The following is a 23114-nucleotide window of genomic DNA, read 5'->3' as shown; positions in this document are numbered from 1 at the left end:
CACCAGCGGGTCGGCCTGTGTCATCCCCGGGGACGGCCGGACGGAAGGACGCCCACCATGACCACCATCTCCACCGCCACCACCCAGAGGCTCGACCACGTGGACGGCGACGGCCTCCAGGCCGTGCTGCTGGACATGGACGGCACCCTGGTCGACACCGAGGACTTCTGGTGGCAGTCGGAGGTCTCGCTCTTCGCCGAGCTGGGCTACCAGCTGAACGAGGCGGACCGCGCGCACGTGGTCGGCGGCCCGATGAGCCGGGTGCTGGACTACCTGATCGCGACCACGGGCGTCGGGCTCAGCCAGGCCGAGCTGACGGTGCTGATCAACCAGCGCTTCGTCGACCTGCTGGCCGGTGGCGTCCCGCTGATGCCCGGGGCCGAGCGCCTGCTCAACACCCTTGCCGCGCACGGCATCCCGGCCGCGCTGGTGTCCGCCTCGCACCGGCACATCATCGACATCGTGCTGGACAGCCTGGGCCGGCACCACTTCGCCTTCTCGGTCGCGGGCGACGAGGTGGCCCGCACCAAGCCGCACCCCGACCCGTACCTGGCCGCGGTGGCCCGGTTCGGCGCCGAGCCCGGCCGCTGCGTGGTGGTCGAGGACGCCCCGACCGGGGTGCAGGCGGGCCTGGCGGCCGGCTGCCCGGTGATCGCGGTGCCGTCGGTGGCCCCGATCGAGCCCGGCCCCGGCCGCACCGTGCTGCGCTCGCTGGAGCAGCTCGACCTGGAGTTGCTGCGCGCGGTGGTGGCCGCCCGGGTCTGAGCCCGTGCCACCCCGGGTCCGCCCCGGTCCGTCCGCGCCGGAAGGTCACGATTCGGGTGTGACCTTGCTCTCGCGACCGCTGCCCGCCGTCACTGACCGGAGACGGCGGGCAGCGGTCGGTTCGGGAGAAAACGGGCATTGCCTGACAACTCGTCACCTTCACGGCTGCTGACGCTCCGTCACCACGGGGCGGGGCGTTTCGACCGGTGATATCCGCGTGTGTTCGATATGGCACGCTACATCCGATCAGATCCGACCACAGACGCCCGCCACACCCGCGCGGGCGCCCGACGGCAGCCACCGGTTCCACAGCCGGTCAGCCCGCAGAAGGAACGTGTTTGCGCATGACTTCAGCCAACCGACTGGCCGTGCTGGCATGCGCCACCCTGGTCGCCACCACCGCCGCGGGCTGCGCCTCCGCCAAGAAGGTGGTCACCGGCGGTGACGACAAGGGCGCCATCACGATGGGGACGTCCAACGTCACCAAGGTGCTGGATCCGGCCGGTGCGTACGACGCCGGTTCCTGGCTGGTCCTCAACAACACCTTCCAGTCGCTGCTGAAGTTCCCCGCCGGGGCCACCAGCCCGCTGCCCGACGCCGCCGAGTCCTGTGCCTTCACCGGGGCCGACGCCACGGTCTACAAGTGCGTCATCCGCGGTGGCCTGAAGTTCTCCAACGGTCACCCGCTGACCGCCGAGGACGTGGTCTTCTCGATCCAGCGGATGCAGAAGATCAACGACGAGAACGGCCCCTCCAACCTGCTGTCGACCGTCAAGTCGGTCGAGGCCAAGGGCAGCGAGGTGACCATCCAGCTGAACACCCCGGACGCGGTGCTGCCGGCCAAGCTCGCCTCGGCGGCCGGCTCGATCGTCGACCACCAGGTCTTCCCGGCCGACGCGCTGCTCGCCAACGACAAGCTGGTCGGCTCAGGGCCGTACAAGATCGACTCGATCGAGGCCAAGGGCGACGGCGCTCCGCGCAAGATCTCGCTCACCGCCAACGGCGAGTACCACGGCGACGCGAAGCTGCAGAACAACAAGTTCGTGCTGCGCTACTTCGACGAGCCCGCCCAGCTCAAGAGCGCGCTGGAGCAGGGCGACATCGACCTGGCCGACAACGGTCTGGACCCGGACACCGCCGCCAAGCTGAAGGACGACCAGCTGGCCGGCACCGGCAAGATCAAGGTGGCCGAGGGGGAGAGCGCCGAGGCCCGCTACCTGGTGTTCAACACCAAGGACGCGCTGACCGGCAACCCGGCCGTCCGCCAGGCGGTGGCGCAGCTGGTGGACCGCAAGGTGCTGGCCCGCGACGTCTACGCGCGCACCGTGCAGCCGCTCTACTCGATCGTCCCGGCCGGGATCAACGGGCACAACACCGCCTACTTCGACCACTACGGCGAGCCGGACGTGGCCAAGGCGAAGAAGCTGCTCACCGCCGGCAAGGTGGCCACCCCGGTCAAGCTCAGCCTGACCTGGTCCCGGGCCCGCGCCGGTGAGGCGGAGGCGAAGGAGCTGAAGAAGCAGCTGGACGCCAGCGGCCTGTTCCAGGTGACGGTCCAGCAGGAGCCGGACTGGACCGCCTACCAGCAGGGCTGGACCGACGGCAAGTACCAGGCGTACGTGGTCGGCTGGACCCCGGACTACGCGGACGCGGACAACTTCGTCACCCCGCTGGTGGTGGACGGCGGTGCCTTCCACAGTGGTTGGGACGACCCGCGGATCAGCCAGAAGCTGGTGCCGGAGAGCATCAAGCAGACCGACCGCACCGCCGGTGGCGCGTACGCGCAGATGCAGAACATGGTGGCCGAGGCCGCCCCGCTGGTGCCGCTGTTCCAGAACAAGGCGTTCTACGCCTCGGGCACCGACATCACCGGGGTGGACGGCACGGTGGACACCACCGGCGTGTTCCGGTTCTGGGAGATCGGCCGCGCTGCCAAGAAGTGACGTTCCGTCGCCACGCGCAAAGGGCCCGTCCCCTCGGGGACGGGCCCTTTGCGCGTGGCGCGGCTACTGCGCGCCCGGTCGGACCAGCCCGCTCTCGTACGCGTAGACCGCGGCCTGCACCCGGTCCCGCAGCTGGAGCTTGGTCAGCACGTGCCCGACGTGGGTCTTCACGGTGGTCTCGCTGACGTACAGCTCGCTCGCGACCTCCGCGTTGGAGAGCCCGCGGGCGACCAGCTTGAGCACCTCCAGCTCACGCTCCGTCAGCGCGGTGAGCGCCTGCGGCGGCGTCTCGTCGCCGGAGGGCAGCTTGGTGGCGTACATGTCCAGCAGCCGGCGGGTGATGGACGGGGCCAGCATCGCCGCGCCGTCCGCGACCACCCGGATCGCCTGCACCAGCTCCTCGGCCGGCACGTCCTTGAGCAGGAAGCCGCTGGCCCCGGCCCGGAGCGCCTCGACCACGTACTCGTCCAGGTCGAAGGTGGTCAGCACCAGCACCTTGGCCGGGCCGTCCCGGCCGGGCCCGGCGATCCGCCGGGTGGCCTCCACCCCGTCCATCCGGGGCATCCGGATGTCCATCAGCACCACGTCCGGCTGGAGCGCCCGGACCTGCTCAAGCGCCTGCTGCCCGTCCCCGGCCTCGCCGACCACCACCAGGTCGGTCTCGGCCTCCAGGATCATCCGGAAACCGGTACGCAGCAGCGGCTGGTCGTCGACCAGCAGCACTCGGATCGTCACTCGGACTCCTTGCCCGTCTGTCCCGTCACGGGACCGTCGTCAGCGCGTTCGTCGCCGCGCCCGTCTTCGTTCCGCTCGGCCGCCCGTTGCACCGGCAGCGGGTACGGCGGGGGAGTGCCCCCGAACTCGGGGCAGCTGCTCTGATGGTCGCACCAGTCGCAGAGCCGGTTCCGGGTGGCCGGGAAGTCGCCGGTGGCGACCGCCTGGCCGATGGTCTCCCAGAGCGCCGTGAGCTTCCGCTCCACCGCCAGCAGGTCGGCCTCGTCCGGGTCGTAGCTGACCACGTCCCCGCCGCCGCCCAGGTAGACCAGCTGGAGGCGCTTGGGCAGCACGCCCTTCCACCGCCAGACCACCAGGGCGTAGAACTTCATCTGGAACATCGCCTTGCCCTCGAAGTCGCGCGAGGGCGCCCGGCCGGTCTTGTAGTCGACCAGCCTGACCTCACCGCTCGGCGCGACGTCGACCCGGTCGATGTAGCCGCGCAGCAGCAGGCCCGAACCGAGCACCGTCTCCACGTAGAGCTCGCGCTCCACCGGGTGCAGCCTGGTCGGGTCCTCCAGCCGGAACCAACGGTCGATCAGCTTCTCCGCGTCGCCCAGCCAGCGGGTCAGCGCCGCGCCGTCCGGGTCCTCGGGGAACAGGCCGGCGAGCTCGGGCCGCTCACCGAGCAGCCGCTCCCACTGCGGACGGAGCAGGCCGAGGGCCCGCTCCGGGGTGCGCTCGGCGGCCGGGCTGTCGAAGAGCCGTTCGAGCACCGCGTGCACCACGGTGCCACGGGTCGCGGCCGCGCTCGGCGGCTCCGGCAGCCGGTCGATCACCCGCAGCCGGTAGAGCAGCGGGCAGGTCATGAAGTCGCCCGCCCGGCTCGGTGACAGCCCGGTCGGCGGCCGGGGGGTCCGGGGAGCAGGGACTCCCGCAGGGGCCTGCCCCCCGGCCTCGGCGTCGGTCGGGACAGCCTCGGCGGGGGCGCTGTCGGTCTGGTGCATACCCCCGACCCTATTGCCCCGCGCGGTCATCCCGCCGTCAGCCCGCTGTCACGCCCGACACAGCCCGGGTCTCGCCTCGGCAACGACGGCACTCGCCCGAGCGTTGGACGGGTAAGGAACCACGGACGGGGCGGTCGGCCGATCCACGGGGAGATCACGTAGCGTGGCGGCCAGGGTCGCGGGACCGACCGCGACAGCGGTCGGACACGGCAGCAACGGACAAAGGGGCCACGGTGAGTGAGACCAGCGGGCGGCGGGAACGGCCCGGCGGGATCCTGATGGGGCGTCCGTTCGGCGTGCCCGTCTACGTCACACCCTCCTGGTTCGTCATCGCGGCGCTGATCACCTGGATCTTCGGCGGCCAGCTCACCGAGGTGCTGCCCGAGCTCGGCGGCACCCGGTACCTGGTCTCGCTCTCCTTCGCGGTGGCGTTCTACGCCTCGGTGCTGGTGCACGAGCTGGCGCACACCGTGGTGGCGCTCCGGCTCAAGCTCAACCCGCGCCGGATCCAGCTGCACTTCTTCGGCGGCGTCTCCGAGATCGAGAAGGAGGCGGACACCCCGGCCCGGGAGTTCTGGCTGGCCTTCGTCGGCCCGCTGCTCTCGCTGGTCCTCGGCGGCGCCTTCTACCTGGCCTTCCAGGGCGTCGAGTCGTCCAGCGTGCCCGGCGTGCTGCTGGCCGGACTCTTCGTCAGCAACCTGGTGGTGGCCGCCTTCAACCTGCTGCCCGGCCTGCCGCTGGACGGCGGCCGGATCCTGCGCGCGCTGGTCTGGGCGGTCACCGGCCGCCCGATGACGGGCACCGTGGCCGCCGCCTGGATCGGCCGGGGGCTGGCCCTGGTGGTGCTGGTCGGACTGCCGATGTGGACCGCCTCCCGGGCCGGCCTGGACCGCTCCACCACGGACAGCCTGATCGACAGCGTGCTGGCCGCCGTGCTGGCGGTGATCATCTGGAACGGGGCCGGCGGCGCCCTGCGCAACGCCCGGCTCAAGGAGGCGCTGCCCGCCCTCCGGCTGACCGAACTGGCCCGGCGCAGCGTCTCGGTGACCGCCGACACCCCGCTCGGCGAGGCGCTCCGGCAGGCCAGGGAGGCGCAGGCCGGGGCCGTCGTGGTGGTGGACGGCAACGGCGAGCCGATCGGCCTGGTGAAGGAGGCGGCGGTGAACGCCGTCCCCGAGCAGCGCCGCCCCTGGGTCGCGGTCGGCGGCCTGGCCCGGGACCTCGAGCCCGGGCTCCGGCTCGGCCTGGAGCTGACCGGGGAGCAGCTGCTGACCGCGATGCGCGGCACCCCGGCCACCGAGTACCTGGTGCTCCGGCCGGACGGCACGGTGTACGGCGTGCTGACCCTGACCGACCTGGAGCGGCGGCTGAACGCGGCGGTGCGCGGGCGCTGAGCGGCCCCCGGGTGCCGGTCGGAAGATCACTTGGTCGGCGGAGCGTTCCGTTTCCCTTAGGATTGTCCGCATGTCCGAACCGACCGGTGCCACCCGCCGACGCGGGCCCTTCCAGGTCGGGGACCAGGTCCAGCTGACCGACCCCAAGGGCCGCCACTACACGTTCACGCTCCAGGCCGGGAACCAGTTCCACACCCACAAGGGTGCGTTCCCGCACGACGAGCTGATCGGCGCCCCCGAGGGCACTGTCGTGCGCACCACGGGGAACGTCCCGTATCTCGCGCTGCGCCCCCTGCTCCCCGACTACGTCCTCTCGATGCCCCGCGGGGCCGCCGTGATCTACCCCAAGGACGCGGGGCAGATCCTGGCGATGGCCGACATCTTCGCGGGCGCCCGCGTGGTCGAGGCGGGCGTCGGCTCCGGCGCGCTCTCCACGTACCTGCTGCGCGCCGTCGGTGACACCGGCCTGCTCGCCTCGTACGAGCGCCGGCAGGACTTCGCCGACATCGCCAAGGCCAACGTCGAGCGCTACTTCGGCAGCCCGCACCCGGCCTGGAAGCTGACGGTCGGTGACCTCCAGGACAACCTGGTGGAGACCGACGTCGACCGGATGATCCTCGACATGCTGGCCCCCTGGGAGTGCCTGGACGTCGCGTCCAAGGCGCTGGTCCCCGGCGGTCTGCTCTGCTGCTACGTGGCCACCACCACGCAGCTCTCGCGCACCGTCGAGGCGCTCCGCGAGCACGGCACCTTCACCGAGCCGCAGTCCTGGGAGACCATGGTCCGCACCTGGCACGTCGAGGGTCTCGCCGTCCGCCCGGACCACCGCATGATCGGCCACACCGGCTTCCTGCTGACCAGCCGCCGGCTGGCCGACGGGGTCGAGCCGCCGTTGCGTCGTCGCCGCCCCGCCAAGGGCTCCTACGGCGAGGACTACGAGAGCGGCCCCGGTGCGGCGGAGAAGTCGCTCGCCGAGCGGGCGGCCGAGCGGGCCGCCGCGGCCGCGCACACGGCGGCCAAGGAAGCCGAGTAGTACCCACGACGGTCAGCAGGGGCGCGGAGCCGGAAGGCTCCGCGCCCCTGCTTGGTCTCCCGGGCGCGGGGCGTGAAATGATGCACGCTCATGCCACCCCCACCCTGGGAGGGGACTGCCTGGTGGAACTCGCGGCCGAGACGGTGCAGATGACAGAGCAGCAGACCGGGGCCCCGGTCACCGGGGCGAGGACGAGAGTGCGGCACTGGGTGCTGGTGGCGGTGGCGACCGCCGCGGTGATCGCCGGAGCGCTGGCGGTCGACCCGGCCCAGGGCGTGGCGCGGCCGACCAGGCCGGCCGCACCGAGCGCGCTGCCGGCCGCCGCGGCCCCCGATCCCGCCCGGGCCCTGCTGCCGCTCGACTGCGGCCCGTTCCCCACCACGGTGGCGCTGAGCTTCGGGGCGGTGCTGGACGGCCGCCCGAGCACCGTGGTCGCGGCGCACTGCGCGGCCGAGAACGGCACCCCGCCGGACGGCGTCTACCTGCTGACCCCGGGTCAGGACGGCCGCCCGCAGATCTCCGCGACGCTGGTGCGGCCGACCGAGGGCCTGACCGTCACCGAGCTCAAGCTGCGCAGCGACGGCACCGTCACCGCCCGGGCCAAGGGCTACTCCAGCGACGACGTCCCGCGCTACGCCCCGGACCTGACGGTGCTGCTGTCCTGGCACCGGCAGGCCGGCGAGTGGCTCCGCAGCAGGGCCACCGAGCCGGCCGGCACGGCGTGACGCCGGGTCAGTCCGCGTCCGGGCCGTAGACCTCGACCCGGTCGGCCACCCGGCGGACGTGGATGCAGTCGCCGGGGCACTCCTTGGCCGAGTCCACCACGTCCTGAAGCAGCGTCAGCGGTACCGGGGCGGTGTCGCCGGGCTGCTGGCGCAGCTCGTCGTCGTCGCCCTTGACGTAGGCCAGGCCGTCGATGTCCAACTCGAAGACCTCGGGCGCGTACTGCACGCAGATGCCGTCCCCCGTGCACAGGTCCTGGTCGATCCAGACCTCCAGTGCGTCGCCCGCCGTGGCCTCACCGGTCACCGACATGTCCCCTGCCGTTTCCTGCCCGGTCCGGTCTATCCCGTCCTGGGGCATTCCTGCCATTCGTACACTGATCCGACCGGCTCCCCCGGTCACGATCGGATATTGACCTGCCCGACGATACATCTGGTCTGCTTTGACCGGTGCGCGGTGGGTATCTCCCTTGCAGAGGGGAAGCATCCGAGGGCGAAGATCGGACACGCCCGTTCCAACTTTCTGATCTAGGGGTTTACACCCCCCTGGTCCCAGGTAGGTTTGGGTCGTCCAGCTCCCCCAGGAGGAGGTGAGGACCGTGGCATCCCACGATGACGACTACAACCGCAGCGCCGGCCGGCCCGTACGGGGTTCCGACGAGGCTGCTCAGGTCTCGTACCTTGAGCAGGAGGTCGCCGCCCTGCGCCGCAAGCTCGCCGACTCACCGCGTAGTTCTCGGATTCTCGAGGACCGCATCGTCGAGCTCCAGACCAACCTGGCCGGTGTCACCGCCCAGAACGAACGGCTCGCCTCCACGCTCCGAGAGGCCCGCGACCAGATCGTGGCCCTCAAGGAGGAAGTCGACCGGCTCGCCCAGCCCCCGGCCGGATTCGGCACCTTCCTCAGCCAGAACGAGGACGGCACCGCCGACATCTTCACCGGTGGCCGCAAGCTGCGGGTGAACGTCAGCCCGAGCATCGACCTCGACGAACTCCGCCGTGGCCAGGAGGTGATGCTCAACGAGGCGCTCAACGTCGTGGAAGCGATGGCCTACGAGAGCATCGGTGACATCGTCACCCTCAAGGAGGTGCTGGAGGACGGCGAACGCGCGCTGGTCACCGGTCACACCGACGAGGAGCGGGTGGTCCGGCTCGCCGAACCGCTGCACGGCGTCACGCTCCGCTCCGGGGACGCCCTGCTGCTGGAGCCCCGTTCGGGCTACGTCTACGAGGTGGTCCCCAAGTCGGAGGTCGAGGACCTGGTCCTCGAGGAGGTGCCGGACATCGACTACCGGCAGATCGGCGGTCTGGGCAACCAGATCGAGCAGATCCGCGACGCGGTCGAACTCCCGTACCTGCACGCCGACCTGTTCAAGGAGTACGAGCTGCGCCCGCCCAAGGGCGTGCTGCTCTACGGCCCGCCCGGCTGCGGCAAGACGCTGATCGCCAAGGCGGTGGCCAACTCGCTCGCGAAGAAGGTCGCCGAGGTCACCGGCCGGCCGCAGGGGAAGAGCTACTTCCTGAACATCAAGGGCCCGGAGCTGCTCAACAAGTACGTCGGCGAGACCGAGCGGCAGATCCGCCTGGTCTTCCAGCGTGCCCGGGAGAAGGCCAGCGAGGGCACTCCGGTCATCGTCTTCTTCGACGAGATGGAGTCGCTGTTCCGCACCCGTGGGTCGGGCGTCAGCTCGGACGTGGAGAACACCATCGTCCCCCAGCTGCTCGCCGAGATCGACGGTGTGGAGGGCCTGGAGAACGTCATCGTGATCGGCGCCTCGAACCGCGAGGACATGATCGACCCGGCGATCCTGCGGCCCGGCCGCCTGGACGTCAAGATCAAGATCGAGCGCCCCGACGCCGAGGCCGCGAAGGACATCTTCTCCAAGTACCTCAAGGACTCGCTGCCGTTCCACCCGGACGACCTCAAGGAGCACGACGGCTCGGTCGCCGCGACCGTGCTCGGCATGATCCAGGCCGTGGTCGAGCGGATGTACACCGAGACCGAGGAGAACCGCTTCCTGGAGGTCACCTACGCCAACGGTGACAAGGAGGTCCTGTACTTCAAGGACTTCAACTCCGGCGCGATGATCCAGAACATCGTCGACCGGGCGAAGAAGATGGCCATCAAGGCCTTCCTCGACACCGGCCAGCACGGTCTGCGGGTGGCCCACCTGCTGGCCGCCTGCGTGGACGAGTTCAAGGAGAACGAGGACCTGCCGAACACCACCAACCCGGACGACTGGGCCCGGATCTCGGGCAAGAAGGGCGAGCGGATCGTCTTCATCCGGACCTTGGTCACCGGCAAGCAGGGCGCCGAGTCCGGCCGGTCGATCGACACGGTGGCCAACACGGGGCAGTACCTGTAGCACCGCTCCACCTGAAGGACCGCTCAACTCACCGTCCGGCTGCGGCGCCCACCCGCCCCGCAGCCGGACGGCGCGTCTCGGGATATTCCAGAGGAGGGCCGCATGACCGTACGGCGCGTGATGGGGATCGAGACCGAGTACGGGATCTCCGTGCCGGGCCACCCGAACGCCAACGCCATGCTCACCTCGTCCCAGATCGTCAACGCCTACGCGGCCGCGATGCACCGGGCGCGGCGGGCTCGCTGGGACTTCGAGGAGGAGAACCCGCTGCGGGACGCACGCGGCTTCGACCTGGCGCGCGACGTGGCCGACTCCAGCCAGCTGACCGACGAGGACATCGGTCTGGCCAACATCATCCTCACCAACGGCGCCCGGTTCTACGTCGACCACGCGCACCCCGAGTACAGCTCACCGGAGATCACCAACCCGCGGGACGCGGTGCTCTGGGACAAGGCCGGCGAGCGGATCATGGCCGAGGCGGCCGCCCGCGCGCTGGAGCTGCCGAACGGTCAGCGGATCAACCTGTACAAGAACAACACGGACAACAAGGGCGCCTCCTACGGCACCCACGAGAACTACCTGATGCAGCGGGCCACCCCGTTCGCGGACATCGTCCGCCACCTCACCCCGTTCTTCGTCTCCCGGCAGGTGATCACCGGCGCGGGCCGGGTCGGTCTCGGCCAGGAGGGCAACTCCGACGGCTTCCAGATCAGCCAGCGGGCGGACTACTTCGAGGTCGAGGTCGGTCTGGAGACCACCCTCAAACGGCCCATCATCAACACCCGGGACGAACCGCACGCGGACGCCGAGAAGTACCGCCGGCTGCACGTGATCATCGGGGACGCCAACCTCTCGGAGATCTCCACCTACCTCAAGCTGGGCACCACCGCGCTGGTCCTGACGATGATCGAGGACGGCTTCATCACCGCCGACCTCGCCGTCGACCAGCCGGTCCGGACCTTGCACCGGGTCTCCCACGACCCCTCGCTGAAGTACCTGGTCCAGCTCCGCGGCGGCCGTAAGCTGACCGCCGTCCAGCTCCAGCTGGAGTACTACGAGCTGGCCCGCAAGTACGTCGAGGACCGCTACGGCCAGGACGCCGACGAGCAGACCCTGGACGTGCTGGCCCGCTGGGAGGACGTGCTCGGCCGGCTGGAGAACGATCCGATGAGCCTGTCCAGGCAGCTGGACTGGATCGCCAAGAAGGAGATCCTGGAGGGCTACCGGCAGCGCGACGGCCTGGACTGGGACAGCCCCAGGCTCCAGCTGGTCGACCTCCAGTACAGCGACGTCCGCCCCGACAAGGGCCTCTACAACCGTCTGGTGGCCCGCGGCCGGTTCGAGCGGCTGCTCACCGAGGAGGACATCCTGCGGGCGGTCGGCAAGCCCCCGGAGGACACCAGGGCGTACTTCCGCGGCCGCTGTCTGGAGCAGTACGCCGACCACGTGGCGGCGGCCTCCTGGGACTCGGTGATCTTCGACCTGCCGGGCCGGGACTCGCTCCAGCGGGTGCCGACCCTGGAGCCGCTGCGCGGCACCAAGGAGCACGTCGAGGCGCTGCTGGACCGCTGTCGGACGGCCGAGGACCTGGTCCGGGTGCTGTCCGGCGGGTAACTTTTCGATCACCAAGGGTGAACATCCCGCGACGGGGAATCATCCTGACGAACGACGGACGTTGTACAGGAACCGGCGCAGATGTCGCAGCCGGTCGATAGGGTCGGACCAACCGAGCGAGCGGGGTGAGGGAAATGGCCAGCAAGGACACCGGCGGTGGTCAGCAGCGGGCGAACCGTTCCTCCGAGGAGGTCGAGGAGCAGGCCGTAGAGGCACAGGCTTCGGACGACCTCAAGGAGCGCCAGGAAAAGCTCAACGACGACGTGGACGCGGTCCTGGACGAAATCGACGACGTGCTCGAGTCGAATGCGGAGGATTTCGTCCGGCAGTTCGTCCAGAAGGGCGGCCAGTAGCCGCTCGCCAGTTCTTCCGTCGCGCGCGGCAATCCCGTCAGAAATGCACGGGGTTGCCGCGCGCAAACTTCGGACGACCTGTCAGGTGGATCACGGCCCGCAAGCGGGTAGGGTCCGGGGCAAGCGTCTAGTTGATCTACCTGGAAGGAATCGTGTGGAAGCCAACACTGGTGGCACCGGGCGTCTACCGGCTGCCTTCCTGACTCCGGGGTCCTCGTCGTTCTACGACTTCCTCGGCCAGCACTCGCCGGAGCTGCTGCCCGGCGGCCGCAAGCTGCCCGAGGGCCTGACGATCGAGGCGCCGCACGGCACCACCATCGTCGCCGCGGTCTTCGACGGCGGTGTGGTGATCGCCGGCGACCGCCGCGCCACGATGGGGAACGTGATCGCCCAGCGGGACATCGAGAAGGTGTTCCCGGCGGACGAGTACAGCGCCGTCGGCATCGCCGGTACGGCTGGCCTGGCGGTCGAGATGGTCCGGCTGTTCCAGCTGGAGCTGGAGCACTACGAGAAGATCGAGGGCACCGTGCTCTCGCTGGAGGGCAAGGCCAACCGGCTGACCACGATGATCCGGGGCAACCTCGGGATGGCCATGCAGGGCCTCGCCGTGGTGCCGCTGTTCGCCGGGTACGACCTCCGGCTGGGCCGGGGCCGGATCTTCACCTACGACGTCACCGGCGGCCGGTCCGAGGAGCGCGGCTTCGCGGCCACCGGCTCCGGCTCGGTGTTCGCCCGGGGCTCGCTGAAGAAGCTCTACCGCGCGGACCTGACGGCCGATCAGGCCGCCACCGTGGTGGTGCAGGCGCTGTACGACGCCGCCGACGACGACTCCGCCACCGGTGGCCCCGACATGGCCAGGAAGATCTTCCCGATCGTCTCGCTGATCACCGGGGACGGCTTCCGCCGGCTCACCGACGACGAGGTCTCCACGATCGCGCACTCGATCACCGACGGCCGCCTCGAGCACCCCAACGGCCCGCAGGCCCCACTCCTCTAGCCCGCCGGCTCCCAACCAGGAAGGGGACGATCGCCGGTGTCCACACCGTTCTACGTCTCGCCCCAGCAGGCCATGGCGGACCGCGCGGAGTACGCCCGCAAGGGCATCGCGCGCGGCCGCAGCGTGGTCGTGCTCACCTACGACGACGGCATCCTCTTCGTCGCCGAGAACACCTCCCGGGCGCTGCACAAGGTGTCCGAGATCTACGACCAGATCGCCTTCGCCGCGGTCGGCCGCTACAACGAGTTCGAGAACCTGCGGATCGGCGGCGTGCGCTACGCCGACCTGCGCGGGTACTCCTACGACCGGGCCGACGTGACGGCCCGTGGGCTGGCCAACGTGTACGCCCAGACGCTCGGCACGATCTTCTCCTCGGTCGGCGAGAAGCCGTACGAGGTCGAGCTGATCGTGGCCGAGGTCGGCGCCACCACCGAGGACGACCAGATCTACCGGCTCACCCCCGACGGCTCGGTGGTGGACGAGAAGAACGCGGTCGTGGTCGGCGGCAACGCCGACTCGATCGGCAACTACCTGGGCGAGAAGCACCGCGCCGGCCTGACCCTGGCCGGAGCACTGAAGCTCGCCGTGGACGGCCTCGCCAGGGACCCGAACGGCGGCTCCCCGCGGACCATGACGCCGGATCAGCTGGAGGTCGCGGTGCTCGACCGCACCCGCTTCCAGCAGCGGAAGTTCAAGCGCATCCTGGGCGGCCAGCTCGGCCGCCTGCTGAGCGGCGACGACTCCGCCGCCGCGGAGGAGCCGGACGCCTCCGAGTAGCCGGTAGCAGCGGGAGCCCGGGCCGGGCTCCCGCTCCGCCGCGGTGAGCTGATGCACCACCGGGCTCACCAAGGGTTTCGCAAGGCCTCGCGCAGAGAAGAGGAGCCCTATGGACCGCCGAATTTTCGGGATCGAGAACGAGTACGGCGTCACCTGTACGTTTCGCGGGCAGCGTCGGCTGTCCCCGGACGAGGTGGCCAGGTACCTCTTCCGCCGCGTGGTCTCCTGGGGCCGCAGCAGCAACGTCTTCCTGCGCAACGGGGCCCGGCTGTACCTGGACGTGGGCTCGCACCCCGAGTACGCCACCCCCGAGTGCGACGACGTCACCGAGCTGGTGACGCACGACAAGGCGGGCGAGCGGATCCTCGAGGGCCTGCTGGTGGACGCCGAGCGGCGGCTGCACGAGGAGGGCATCGCGGGCGACGTCTACCTGTTCAAGAACAACACCGACTCGGCCGGCAACTCCTACGGCTGCCACGAGAACTACCTGGTGGCCCGGCACGGCGAGTTCTCCCGGCTGGCCGACGTGCTGATCCCGTTCCTGGTGACCCGTCAGCTGATCTGCGGCGCGGGCAAGGTGCTGCAGACCCCGCGCGGCGCGGTCTACTGCGTCAGCCAGCGGGCCGAGCACATCTGGGAGGGCGTCAGCTCGGCGACCACCCGGTCCCGGCCGATCATCAACACCAGGGACGAGCCGCACGCGGATGCCGAGCGCTACCGCCGGCTGCACGTGATCGTCGGCGACTCCAACATGTCCGAGACCACCACCCTGCTCAAGGTCGGCGCCACCGACCTGGTGCTCCGGCTGATCGAGGCCGGCGTGGTGCTGCGCGACCTGACGCTGGAGAACCCGATCCGGGCGATCCGCGAGGTCAGCCACGACCTGACCGGCACCCACCAGGTGCGGCTCGCCAACGGGCGGGAGGCCAGCGCGCTGGACATCCAGGAGGAGTACTACTCCAAGGCGCTGGAGTTCGCCGACCGCAAGGGCATCAACACCGGCACCATCGCCCGGGTGCTCGACCTCTGGGGCCGCACCCTGGAGGCGGTCCGCACCGAGAACTTCGGCTCGGTCGCCACCGAGATCGACTGGATCATGAAGCACCAGCTGATCGAGCGGTACCGCGAGAAGCACCAGATGAGCATGTCCAACCCCCGGGTGGCCCAGATCGACCTGGCCTACCACGACATCCACCGTCGGCGCGGGCTGTTCTACCTGCTGCAGAACAAGGGCCAGGCGGCGCGGGTGACCACCGACCTGAAGACCTTCGAGGCCAAGTCGGTGCCCCCGCAGACCACCCGGGCCCGGCTGCGTGGCGACTTCATCCGCAAGGCGCAGGAGCAGCGCCGGGACTTCACCGTCGACTGGGTGCACCTCAAGCTCAACGACCAGGCGCAGCGCACGGTGCTCTGCAAGGACCCGTTCCGCTCGGTGGACGAGCGGGTGGAGAAGCTGATCGCCGGTATGTAGCACCGGGTCGTGGTGCCTCCGGGGCGGGGAGTGGATCGGGCCATACGCTGTCGGGCGAGGCCAGAGGGTCTGGGGCACCTCGTACTTGACCGACAGTTAGGAACACCGTGCGTCGTATCGCCGGTCTGCTCGCCGTCCTGCCGCTCGTCCTGCTCCCCGCGTGCAGCAGCGACGGGTCGCCCTCCTCGGGGGCTTCCGCGACCTCCTCGGCCTCCGCCGCGGCGGTGCCGACACCGGTGGCGTCGGCCTCGCCGATGCCCACCGTGGCGGGGAGCTTCGGCAGCAAGGCCACCATCACCATCCCGGCCGAGCAGCCCAGCGGCCAGTTCGTGGTGAACACGGTGAGCGAGGGGGACGGTGCCACGGTCGCCAAGAACGACTGGGTCACCGTCAACTACACCGCCAAGGACTGGACCACCGGCAAGGACGTCACCAGCTCCTACGACTCCGGCAGCAAGCCGCAGCTGTACCAGGCCGGCAGCGGCCAGCTGGTGCCCGCCTTCGACCAGAGCGTGCTGGGCAGGAAGGTGGGCAGCCGGCTGCTCGTGGTGGCCCCGCCGGCCGCCGCCTTCGGCACCGAGGGCAAGGCGGACCTCGGGGTGGGGGCGGGGGACACCGTGGTCTTCGTGCTGGACGTGATGGAGAGCCTGTCGCCGGAGGCCACCATCGGCGGTGCGCTCACCCAGCCGCCGGCCGACATGCCGCAGGTCAAGGACAACGGCAAGGCGGCGCCGACCATCACGATCCCGGCCGGGCCGCCCGCGCCGCCGACCGAGCTGAAGACCTTCGTGCTGGTGAAGGGCGACGGCAAGCCGGTGCAGTCGGGGCAGACCCTGGTGGTCCAGTACACCGGGGTGCTGTGGGCCAACGGCCAGCAGTTCGACTCCTCCTGGAGCCACGGCGGGGCGCAGGCGCTGCAGGTCGGCACCGGCAGTCTGATCAAGGGCTGGGACCAGGGCCTGGTCGGCCAGACCGTGGGCAGCCGGGTCGAGCTGGTGGTCCCGCCGACCCTCGGCTACGGGGACAAGGCGCAGTCCGCCGTTCCGGCGAACTCGACCCTGGTCTTCGTGATCGACATCCTCGAGGCCGTCTGAGCCATTCGGGCGTCCCGCCTCTTACCGCGCCCTCATCTACACCTGACATACTGTCGCGCACTGTGGCAGGTGTCCGTCAGGACCCGGTGAGGGCGCGGCGCGGCGAGATGGATGGGGAGTCATGACTGACAAGAGTGCCGGTGGCGCGAACGACGGAGCGGTGACGGACCCGGCGGCCGCCAGGCCCGGCGGGCCGCTGCCCGGCGACGGCGAGTCGATCGTCGTCCCGCCCGCCATTCTGAAGCAGTCGGCCGGCTGGGGCCAGGCCGAGGCCAGGCGGGTGGAGAGCGGCGAGTCCAAGGACGAGACCCCGCAGGTCTTCGCCTCCAACGTGCGCAAGAAGGACCTCTCGGAGGCCGGGTACGACGAGAACCCCGGCTCGGTGGGCCGGCTCGGCGTGATCCTCGGCACGGTGCTCGCGGTCCTGCTGGTCGGCAGTGGCGTGACGCTGTACGTGGTGAACAAGCCGGACAGCAAGAAGCCGGCCGCGGACGCCGCCCCGAGCAGCCCGGCCGCCCCGTCGCAGGCCGCGGTGCCGCCGATCAAGACCGACTCCAAGGTGCTGCCGACGGTCACCGGCGAGCTGGGCAAGAAGGCCACCATCGAGCTGCCCAAGGAGGCGGCCGACGGCAACTTCGTGGTCAAGACGCTGATCGAGGGCACCGGTCCGAAGGTCGACAAGGGCCACTGGGTCACCGCCGACTTCACCAGCAAGGACTGGACCACCGGCAAGGACCTGGCCAGTTCCTTCGACCAGAACAAGCCGCAGCTCTTCCAGGCCGGCGGCGGCAAGCTGATCCCGGCCCTGGACGACGCGGTGACCGGGCACAAGGCCGGCAGCCGGGTGCTGGTGATCGCCCCGCCGGCCGCCGCCTTCGGCCCGGAGGGCAACCAGCAGATGGGTGTCGGGGCCGCCGACAACCTGGTCTTCGTGATCGACATCAAGCAGACCACCGCGCCGGACGCCACCGTCAGCGGTGACGTGGCCGAGCCCGCCGAGGGCATGCCCAAGGTGAAGGACAACGGCAAGAAGCCGGCCACCATCACCCCGGTGGCCGGGGCCGCGGCGCCGACCGAGCTGAAGACCTCGGTGCTGGTCGCGGGCAAGGGCCGCAAGATCGAGTCCGGCGAGAAGGTCGTCGTCCAGTACACCGGCGCGCTGTACGCCGACGGAAAGCAGTTCGACTCCTCGCTGGAGCGCGGCCAGGCGTTCAGCTTCGTCACCGGTGGCGGCGGCGTCATCGAGGGCTGGGACAAGGCGGTCACCGGCCAGACCATCGGCAGCCGGATCGAGGTCGTCATCCCGCCGGCCCTCGGCTACGGCGACAAGGCCTCGGAGAAGATCCCGGCCAACTCGACCCTGGTCTTCGTGATCGACATTCTGGACGCGGGTGTGGGTGCGGCCGACTAGTCCCGGTCCGGTCGCGTAGCGTGTCCCTGTTACATCACCGAACGAGAAGAGCTTGTTGTGAGCCTTACGAAGCCGGAGATCGACTTCCCGGGCGGCGAGCCGCCGGCCGAGCTGCAGATCCGCGACATCGTGGTGGGTGACGGTGCCGAGGCCAAGGCCGGCGCCAACGTCCAGGTCCACTACGTGGGCGTGACGTTCTCCACCGGCGAGGAGTTCGACGCCTCCTGGAACCGCGGTCAGACGTTCAGCTTCCCGCTGGGCGGCGGCCGGGTCATCAAGGGGTGGGACGAGGGTGTCCAGGGCATGAAGGTCGGCGGTCGTCGCGAGCTGATCATCCCGCCGAACAAGGCGTACGGCGCCCAGTCGCCGAGCCCGCTGATCCCGCCGAACTCGACCCTGATCTTCGTGGTCGACCTGCTCGGCGTCTGACAGCTCGTCACCCTGGGCCGTACCCCGCGACTGCGGGGTGCGGCCCTCGGCTTTCCCCGGCCGGGTCGCTACCGGTACGGTCGTCGGCGGATCAAGATGCACCCCAGTTACCGGAAAGGTCCGCGATGGCGATCGCCAAGGCAGAGCGGCTGATGAACCTCGCCCTGTGCCTGATGAACACCAGACGTCCGCTCTCCAAGAAGGAGCTCCGGGAGTCCGTCGAGGCGTACCGCGAGGCCTGGCAGCAGGGCAGCGAAGAGGCCTTCAACCGGATGTTCGAGCGGGACAAGGACGACCTGCGCGAGCTCGGCCTGGTCATCGACGTCGACGAGAACGCGCTGGACGGCGAGGTCGGCTACCTGGCCCGCCGGGACCGCAACCGGTTGCCGGAGATCGCCCTGGACGCCGAGGAGGCGGCCGCCCTGACGCTGGCCGCCCGGGTCTGGCAGCAGGCCAAGATGTCCGGCGCGGCCAGCGGGGCGCTGCAGAAGCTGCGGGCCGGCGGGATGCCGATCGCCGAGGACGGCGCGAACAGCGCGCTGGAGCCCCGGATCCCGGCCCGCGAGGCGGCCTTCGAGCCGCTGCTGACCGCCGCCCGGGACCGCCGTCCGGTCACCTTCGAGTACCGCAAGGCCGGTGCCTCCGCCGCCGAGCAGCGCGCGGTGGAGCCGTGGGCGCTGGAGTGCTGGCGCGGCCACTGGTACCTGGCCGGCTGGGACCGCGACCGGGAGGCCGCCCGGGTGTTCCGGCTCAGCCGGATCACCGGCAAGGTGCGCTCCCGGGCCGGGCAGTTCACCGGCGCCGTGCCCGGGCACGTGGACGTCCGCGCGGTGGTGGCCCGGTTCGCCGGCGAGGGCGCGACCGCCAGCGCTACCGTCCGGCTGCGCCAGGGGGCGGGCTTCCCGCTCCGCACCAAGGCGCTGAAGGTCCGTGAACTGGCGGGCGGCTGGGACGAGCTGGAGATCCCGTACGGCAACGGCCTGGCCGCCGACCTGGCCGAGTTCGGCCCGGACCTGGTGGTGCTGGGGCCCGAGGAACTGCGGGCAGACGTCATCGACCGGCTGCGCGCGGTGGCCGGCCTCGCACCGGAGGGGCAGCAGTGAGCAACGCGATCGACCAGACCCGGCGGATGCTCTCGCTGGTCACCTACCTGCGGGAGCGCCCCGGCGCCGAGGTGGCCGAGGTGGCCCGGGCGTTCGGGATCACCGAGCGGGAGCTGATCAACGACCTGAACGTGCTGCCGATGTGCGGCACCAGCTTCCGCGGCGGCGACCTGCTGGACATCGACACCGACGGTGAGCGGATCTGGTGGCACAACGTCGACGACGTGGCCCAGCCGCTGCGGCTGGCCGCCGACGAGGCGACCGCGCTGCTGGTGGCCGCCCGCGCGGTGGCCGGGCTGCCCGGACTGCGGGAGCGGGACCGGCAGGCGCTCACCCGGGCGGTCGCCAAGATCGAGGACGCGGCCGGTGACAGCGCCGAGTCCAGCGCCCGGGTCGGGGTGACCTTCGAGGCCGAGGGCCAGGTCTTCGCCGACATCGACCGCGCGCTCAGCGAGGGCCGGCTGATCTGGCTGCGCTACTGGTCGCACGGGCGCGGCGGTATGACGGAGCGTCTGGTGGACCCGATCCGGCTGGTCACCGAGGGCCACACCTACCTGGAGGGCTGGTGCCGGACCTCCGAGGACCGGCGGGTCTTCCGGCTGGACCGGGTGGCCGAGATCAAGGTGCTGGACGAGCCCGCCGCCCCGCCCCGGCTGGAGCCGCGCGACCTGTCCGCCGGGCTGGTCTCGCCGGCCGCCGACGATCCCGAGGTGGTGGTCGAGGTCGGCGCCGGCGGTCGCTGGGTGGCCGAGTACTACACCCACGACGCGGCCGAGGAGCTCCCGGACGGCGGTCTGCGGATCACCCTGCGCAGCGCCGACCCGGCCGGGCTGCGCCCGCTGGCGCTGCGGCTGGGCCGGGACGGCCGGATCGTCTCGCCGGCCGAGCTGGCCGAGTCGGCCCGGGCCACCGCCCTGGCCGCGCTCGAGGGGTACCGGGACTGATCCGTGGCCGAGGGCACCAGATTCAAGGTCTACTGCTCGGACTGCCGGGCGAAGGTGGAGCTGGCGGCGGACGCCTTCCGGCTGGCGCTCGGCGCCACCCGGGAGCGGACCTTCTACAGCTTCAGCTGCCCGGCGTGCGGCGCCTCGGTGCGCAAGCCCGCGGGTGAGAACATCGTGGCGGCGCTGACCAGGGCCGGGGTCAGCACCATGCGCCTGCTGCCGGTCGAGGGATAAGGGACAGGGGAGCCGACACCGTGCCGTGGACCATGACCGCCGCCGTCCTGCTGGCCACCACCGGGCTGCTGGTGCTCGGCGCGCTGGCCTGCCGCCTCTGGCTGGACGTCAGATCGCTGGCCCGCGAGGTGGACGGTGCCGCCCGCGCGCTGGCCGAGGCGGCCGGGGAGTTGAAGCCTTCCTAGGACCTCGTTCCCGCTCGGTCACCCGCAGGGGCTACCATCGCCCGGAGTAGGGGAGTGCTGCCCCTGGGAGAAAGGCGGTCGCACATGCGGATCGGCACGATTCTGATCATCATCGTCCTCGCCCTGCTGTTGTTCGGTGCGAAGCGACTGCCCGATCTGGCCCGTTCGCTCGGGAAGTCGGCGCGCATCCTCAAGGCCGAGACCAAGGCCCTGAAGGACGAGACGGTGGCCGCCGCCAAGGAGGGGGCCGCCGATCCGATCGAGGCCCCGCGGGTCATCAAGTCCGCCCCCGGCCAGACCGCACGAGTTGAGGACCGAGGTTGAGCAAGTCCGAGAAGGCGGTGAAGCCGGCCAAGGACCCCGAAGGCCGGATGGCGCTCGCCGACCACCTGCGGGAGCTCCGCAACCGGCTGGTGAAGTCGCTGGTGGGGATCATCGTCATCACCATCGTCGCGGTGATCTACCACCGGCAGATCACCGACTTCCTGATCGCGCCGCTGCCGACCTGCGGTCCTGACGGCAAGCCGATGCCGGGCGACGCCAACTGCGCGCTGGTCTCCAACATCGGTCTGATGAGCGCCTTCACGGTGGTGCTCAAGGTCGGCCTGACGACCGGTGTGGTGGTGTCGACCCCGGTCTGGCTCTACCAGCTGTGGAAGTTCGTCGCGCCCGGGCTGCACCGGAACGAGCGCCGCTACACGCTCTCCTTCCTCGGCCTCGGCACCCCGCTGTTCCTGGCGGGCGCCGCGCTGGCGTACCTGATCATGCCGATGACGGCGCAGATGCTGATCTCGCTGAGCGCCAGCGGGGTCACCTCGATCCTGCCGGTGGAGAACTACCTCGACATCATCACCAGGATGGTGCTGGTCTTCGGTCTCGGCTTCGAGTTCCCGCTGCTGCTGGTGATGCTAAACCTGGTCGGGGTGGTCTCCGGCAAGCGGCTGCTCGGCTGGTGGCGCGGGATGATCATGGCGATCACCGTCTTCGCCGCGTTCGCCACCCCGAGCGCGGACCCGCTCTCGATGCTGGGGCTGGCCGCGCCGATCATCGCGCTGTACTTCGTGGCGGTCGGGGTGTCCCTGCTGAACGACCGCCGCCGGGCCCGGCGCAACCCGGACGCCGGGCTGGACGAGGACGAGGCGTCGCACCTGGACCTCTCGGTGGACCGGGTCGACTCGGTCGAGGGGATCGAGGCGTCGGCCGCCCCGGAGCTGCCGTCGGTCGTGCCGGCGGCGCGCCGCGAGCAGCTGGACGACATCACCTGACCTTGTCGTCGTCGGCTTCCAGGGCCCCGGCCTGCTGGTCTTTCCAGTGGGCCGGGGCTCCTCTGTCGTGTTCACGGCCTTGGCAGCGCCACAACCATGTGACATATTACTGACGTGTCCAAGAGATCCCCCCACGATGTCCTGGTGATCGGCGCCGGTGTGGTCGGTGCCGCCTGCGCCTACTACGCCGCCCGGTCCGGCCTGACCGTCACGGTGGTCGACCGCGGCCCGGTGGCCGGCGGCACCACCGGTGCGGGCGAGGGGAACCTGCTGGTCTCCGACAAGGAGCCGGGCCCCGAGCTCGACCTCGCGCTGCTCTCCACCGGCCTCTGGCGGACCATCGCCGAGGAGCTGGGTGAGCGGCTCGAGTACGAGGCCAAGGGCGGCCTGGTGGTCGCCTCGGCCGAGGCCGGGATGACCGCGCTGCGGGCCTTCGCGGCCGAGCAGGCCAAGGCCGGGGTGGTCTCCGCCGAGATCCCCGGCGACCGGCTGGCCGAGCTGGAGCCGCATCTGGCCCCCGGCCTGGCCGGTGGCTTCCACTACGTCCAGGACGCCCAGGTCCAGCCCGCACTGGCAGCCGCTCACCTGCTGCGGGCTTCCGGGGCGTCGATCCGGCTCGGTGAGACCGTCACCGCGATCCGCACCGGTCCGTCCGGTGAGGTGCTCGGTGTCACCACCGACCGGGGCCGGATCGACGCCCCCGCCGTGATCAACGCGGCCGGCACCTGGGGCGGTGAACTCGCCGGGCTGGCCGGGGTGGCCCTGCCGGTGCTGCCCCGCCGGGGCTTCGTGCTGGTCACCGAACCGCTGCCGAGGATCGTCCGGCACAAGGTCTACGCCGCCGACTACGTGGCCGACGTGGCCAGTGGCTCGGCCGCCCTGCAGACCTCCGCCGTGGTGGAGGGCACCCCCGCCGGGCCGGTGCTGATCGGCGCCAGCCGGGAGCGGGTCGGCTTCGACCGGACCCTCTCGGTGGAGGTGCTCCACCGGCTGGCGGCCAACGCCGCCGCGCTCTTCCCGGTGCTGCGCACCGTCGCGGTGCAGCGCGCCTACCGGGGCTTCCGCCCCTACCTGCCGGACCACCTGCCCGCGATCGGCGCCGACCCCCGGGTGCCCGGGCTCTACCACGCCTGCGGCCACGAGGGCGCGGGCATCGGCCTGGCCCCCGCGACCGGCCTGCTGATCGCCCGTCAGCTCACCGGCGAGCGGACCGAGCTCGACCTCACCCCGTTCCGCGCCGATCGTTTCGACGGTACCGCCGCGTGAACGGCAGGGGCCGGTCCGACGGTTCCC

24 protein-coding genes are annotated in these 23114 nt (G+C 70.9%); 21 read left to right on the top strand and 3 right to left on the bottom strand.

Translation table 11 applies throughout. The annotated features are described in order from the left end of the window. Nucleotides 1-57 precede the first annotated feature (57 nt). Nucleotides 58-765, top strand: a complete 708-nt coding sequence (locus ACIRPK_RS02705) for an HAD family hydrolase (RefSeq protein ID WP_403031888.1) — start codon at nt 58-60, stop codon at nt 763-765. A gap of 344 nt (nt 766-1109) precedes the next feature. Continuing rightward, nucleotides 1110-2708, top strand: a complete 1599-nt coding sequence (locus tag ACIRPK_RS02700) for an ABC transporter substrate-binding protein (protein ID WP_403031885.1) — start codon at nt 1110-1112, stop codon at nt 2706-2708. Between the two features lie 63 nt (nt 2709-2771). On the opposite strand, the gene ACIRPK_RS02695 is transcribed toward ACIRPK_RS02700, so the two are convergent. After that, on the bottom strand, nt 2772-3443 hold the full coding sequence (locus ACIRPK_RS02695) for a response regulator (protein WP_403031882.1): 672 nt from the start codon (nt 3441-3443) through the stop codon (nt 2772-2774). After that, nucleotides 3440-4429 (bottom strand): RecB family exonuclease, encoded by a 990-nt coding sequence (locus ACIRPK_RS02690; RefSeq protein WP_403031879.1) that lies wholly within the window; start codon nt 4427-4429, stop codon nt 3440-3442. Before ACIRPK_RS02690 ends, ACIRPK_RS02695 begins: the two co-directional genes overlap by 4 nt. A 233-nt stretch (nt 4430-4662) precedes the next feature. Here ACIRPK_RS02690 and ACIRPK_RS02685 point away from each other — a divergent pair, with 233 nt between their 5' ends. The 3 genes from ACIRPK_RS02685 (at nt 4663) to ACIRPK_RS02675 (ending at nt 7581) form a co-directional block, all read left to right on the top strand. After that, the gene (locus ACIRPK_RS02685; protein ID WP_403031876.1) at nt 4663-5823 is read left to right on the top strand and encodes a site-2 protease family protein; all 1161 of its coding nucleotides are present in this window, start codon (nt 4663-4665) and stop codon (nt 5821-5823) included. A 70-nt stretch (nt 5824-5893) separates the two neighbouring features. Continuing rightward, nucleotides 5894-6856 carry a tRNA (adenine-N1)-methyltransferase gene (locus ACIRPK_RS02680; RefSeq protein WP_403031873.1) on the top strand — a complete coding sequence of 321 codons (963 nt, stop codon included), beginning with the start codon at nt 5894-5896 and terminating at the stop codon, nt 6854-6856. A gap of 77 nt (nt 6857-6933) precedes the next feature. Beyond that, nucleotides 6934-7581 carry a hypothetical protein gene (locus tag ACIRPK_RS02675; protein ID WP_403031870.1) on the top strand — a complete coding sequence of 216 codons (648 nt, stop codon included), beginning with the start codon at nt 6934-6936 and terminating at the stop codon, nt 7579-7581. Between the two features lie 7 nt (nt 7582-7588). Here ACIRPK_RS02675 and ACIRPK_RS02670 read toward each other — a convergent pair whose 3' ends face one another. Further along, the gene (locus ACIRPK_RS02670; protein ID WP_403031867.1) at nt 7589-7891 is read right to left on the bottom strand and encodes a ferredoxin; all 303 of its coding nucleotides are present in this window, start codon (nt 7889-7891) and stop codon (nt 7589-7591) included. Nucleotides 7892-8177: 286 nt separating this feature from the next. Here ACIRPK_RS02670 and arc point away from each other — a divergent pair, with 286 nt between their 5' ends. The 16 genes from arc to ACIRPK_RS02590 all read left to right on the top strand — a co-directional run bounded on the left by arc (nt 8178) and on the right by ACIRPK_RS02590 (nt 23087). Next, entirely contained in the window at nt 8178-9944 is a 1767-nt protein-coding gene (gene arc / locus ACIRPK_RS02665; protein ID WP_403031865.1) for a proteasome ATPase, read from the top strand. 102 nt (nt 9945-10046) lie between these two features. Next, complete coding sequence (gene dop / locus ACIRPK_RS02660; protein WP_403031862.1) at nt 10047-11558, top strand: depupylase/deamidase Dop; 1512 nt, start codon at nt 10047-10049, stop codon at nt 11556-11558. Nucleotides 11559-11692: 134 nt separating this feature from the next. Further along, nucleotides 11693-11911: a ubiquitin-like protein Pup gene (locus tag ACIRPK_RS02655; RefSeq protein WP_403031860.1), complete on the top strand. Its 219-nt coding sequence runs from the start codon at nt 11693-11695 to the stop codon at nt 11909-11911. 154 nt (nt 11912-12065) lie between these two features. Next, complete coding sequence (prcB, locus tag ACIRPK_RS02650; RefSeq protein WP_403031857.1) at nt 12066-12908, top strand: proteasome subunit beta; 843 nt, start codon at nt 12066-12068, stop codon at nt 12906-12908. A 36-nt stretch (nt 12909-12944) separates the two neighbouring features. Continuing rightward, complete coding sequence (gene prcA / locus ACIRPK_RS02645) at nt 12945-13685, top strand: proteasome subunit alpha (RefSeq protein ID WP_403031854.1); 741 nt, start codon at nt 12945-12947, stop codon at nt 13683-13685. Between the two features lie 109 nt (nt 13686-13794). After that, nucleotides 13795-15156: a Pup--protein ligase gene (gene pafA / locus ACIRPK_RS02640; RefSeq protein ID WP_403031852.1), complete on the top strand. Its 1362-nt coding sequence runs from the start codon at nt 13795-13797 to the stop codon at nt 15154-15156. 107 nt (nt 15157-15263) lie between these two features. Further along, nucleotides 15264-16250, top strand: coding sequence for an FKBP-type peptidyl-prolyl cis-trans isomerase (locus tag ACIRPK_RS02635; protein ID WP_403031849.1), 987 nt, complete (start codon nt 15264-15266; stop codon nt 16248-16250). Between the two features lie 121 nt (nt 16251-16371). Then, nucleotides 16372-17661, top strand: a complete 1290-nt coding sequence (locus ACIRPK_RS02630; protein ID WP_403031846.1) for an FKBP-type peptidyl-prolyl cis-trans isomerase — start codon at nt 16372-16374, stop codon at nt 17659-17661. Nucleotides 17662-17718: 57 nt separating this feature from the next. Beyond that, entirely contained in the window at nt 17719-18090 is a 372-nt protein-coding gene (locus ACIRPK_RS02625; RefSeq protein ID WP_403031843.1) for an FKBP-type peptidyl-prolyl cis-trans isomerase, read from the top strand. Between the two features lie 125 nt (nt 18091-18215). Beyond that, nucleotides 18216-19193 (top strand): helix-turn-helix transcriptional regulator, encoded by a 978-nt coding sequence (locus ACIRPK_RS02620; RefSeq protein ID WP_403031840.1) that lies wholly within the window; start codon nt 18216-18218, stop codon nt 19191-19193. Nucleotides 19194-19219: 26 nt separating this feature from the next. After that, entirely contained in the window at nt 19220-20137 is a 918-nt protein-coding gene (locus tag ACIRPK_RS02615; protein ID WP_403032727.1) for a helix-turn-helix transcriptional regulator, read from the top strand. A 3-nt stretch (nt 20138-20140) separates the two neighbouring features. Continuing rightward, complete coding sequence (locus ACIRPK_RS02610) at nt 20141-20371, top strand: hypothetical protein (protein WP_403031837.1); 231 nt, start codon at nt 20141-20143, stop codon at nt 20369-20371. Between the two features lie 20 nt (nt 20372-20391). Continuing rightward, nucleotides 20392-20556, top strand: coding sequence for a hypothetical protein (locus tag ACIRPK_RS02605; RefSeq protein ID WP_403031834.1), 165 nt, complete (start codon nt 20392-20394; stop codon nt 20554-20556). An 84-nt stretch (nt 20557-20640) separates the two neighbouring features. Beyond that, on the top strand, nt 20641-20880 hold the full coding sequence (tatA, locus tag ACIRPK_RS02600; RefSeq protein ID WP_403031831.1) for a Sec-independent protein translocase subunit TatA: 240 nt from the start codon (nt 20641-20643) through the stop codon (nt 20878-20880). 47 nt (nt 20881-20927) lie between these two features. Beyond that, nucleotides 20928-21821 carry a twin-arginine translocase subunit TatC gene (tatC, locus tag ACIRPK_RS02595; protein ID WP_403032724.1) on the top strand — a complete coding sequence of 298 codons (894 nt, stop codon included), beginning with the start codon at nt 20928-20930 and terminating at the stop codon, nt 21819-21821. Nucleotides 21822-21935: 114 nt separating this feature from the next. After that, on the top strand, nt 21936-23087 hold the full coding sequence (locus ACIRPK_RS02590) for an NAD(P)/FAD-dependent oxidoreductase (RefSeq protein ID WP_403031829.1): 1152 nt from the start codon (nt 21936-21938) through the stop codon (nt 23085-23087). Nucleotides 23088-23114 lie beyond the last annotated feature (27 nt).

Source organism: Kitasatospora sp. NPDC101801 (genome assembly GCF_044766665.1).
Taxonomy (GTDB): Bacteria; Actinomycetota; Actinomycetes; order Streptomycetales; family Streptomycetaceae; genus Kitasatospora.
This window is presented reverse-complemented; position numbering and strand designations above follow the sequence as displayed.

Excerpts from the sequence above, each read along its gene's own strand:
- ACIRPK_RS02705 (WP_403031888.1), top strand. The coding sequence starts at position 58 with ATGACCACCATCTCCACCGCCACCACCCAGAGGCTCGACCACGTGGAC.
- ACIRPK_RS02700 (WP_403031885.1), top strand. The coding sequence starts at position 1,110 with ATGACTTCAGCCAACCGACTGGCCGTGCTGGCATGCGCCACCCTGGTC.
- ACIRPK_RS02690 (WP_403031879.1), bottom strand. The coding sequence starts at position 4,429 with ATGCACCAGACCGACAGCGCCCCCGCCGAGGCTGTCCCGACCGACGCC.
- ACIRPK_RS02680 (WP_403031873.1), top strand. The coding sequence starts at position 5,894 with ATGTCCGAACCGACCGGTGCCACCCGCCGACGCGGGCCCTTCCAGGTC.
- ACIRPK_RS02675 (WP_403031870.1), top strand. The coding sequence starts at position 6,934 with ATGATGCACGCTCATGCCACCCCCACCCTGGGAGGGGACTGCCTGGTG.
- ACIRPK_RS02670 (WP_403031867.1), bottom strand. The coding sequence starts at position 7,891 with ATGTCGGTGACCGGTGAGGCCACGGCGGGCGACGCACTGGAGGTCTGG.
- dop (WP_403031862.1), top strand. The coding sequence starts at position 10,047 with ATGACCGTACGGCGCGTGATGGGGATCGAGACCGAGTACGGGATCTCC.
- ACIRPK_RS02655 (WP_403031860.1), top strand. The coding sequence starts at position 11,693 with ATGGCCAGCAAGGACACCGGCGGTGGTCAGCAGCGGGCGAACCGTTCC.
- pafA (WP_403031852.1), top strand. The coding sequence starts at position 13,795 with ATGGACCGCCGAATTTTCGGGATCGAGAACGAGTACGGCGTCACCTGT.
- ACIRPK_RS02630 (WP_403031846.1), top strand. The coding sequence starts at position 16,372 with ATGACTGACAAGAGTGCCGGTGGCGCGAACGACGGAGCGGTGACGGAC.
- ACIRPK_RS02620 (WP_403031840.1), top strand. The coding sequence starts at position 18,216 with ATGGCGATCGCCAAGGCAGAGCGGCTGATGAACCTCGCCCTGTGCCTG.
- ACIRPK_RS02615 (WP_403032727.1), top strand. The coding sequence starts at position 19,220 with ATGCTCTCGCTGGTCACCTACCTGCGGGAGCGCCCCGGCGCCGAGGTG.
- tatA (WP_403031831.1), top strand. The coding sequence starts at position 20,641 with ATGCGGATCGGCACGATTCTGATCATCATCGTCCTCGCCCTGCTGTTG.
- tatC (WP_403032724.1), top strand. The coding sequence starts at position 20,928 with ATGGCGCTCGCCGACCACCTGCGGGAGCTCCGCAACCGGCTGGTGAAG.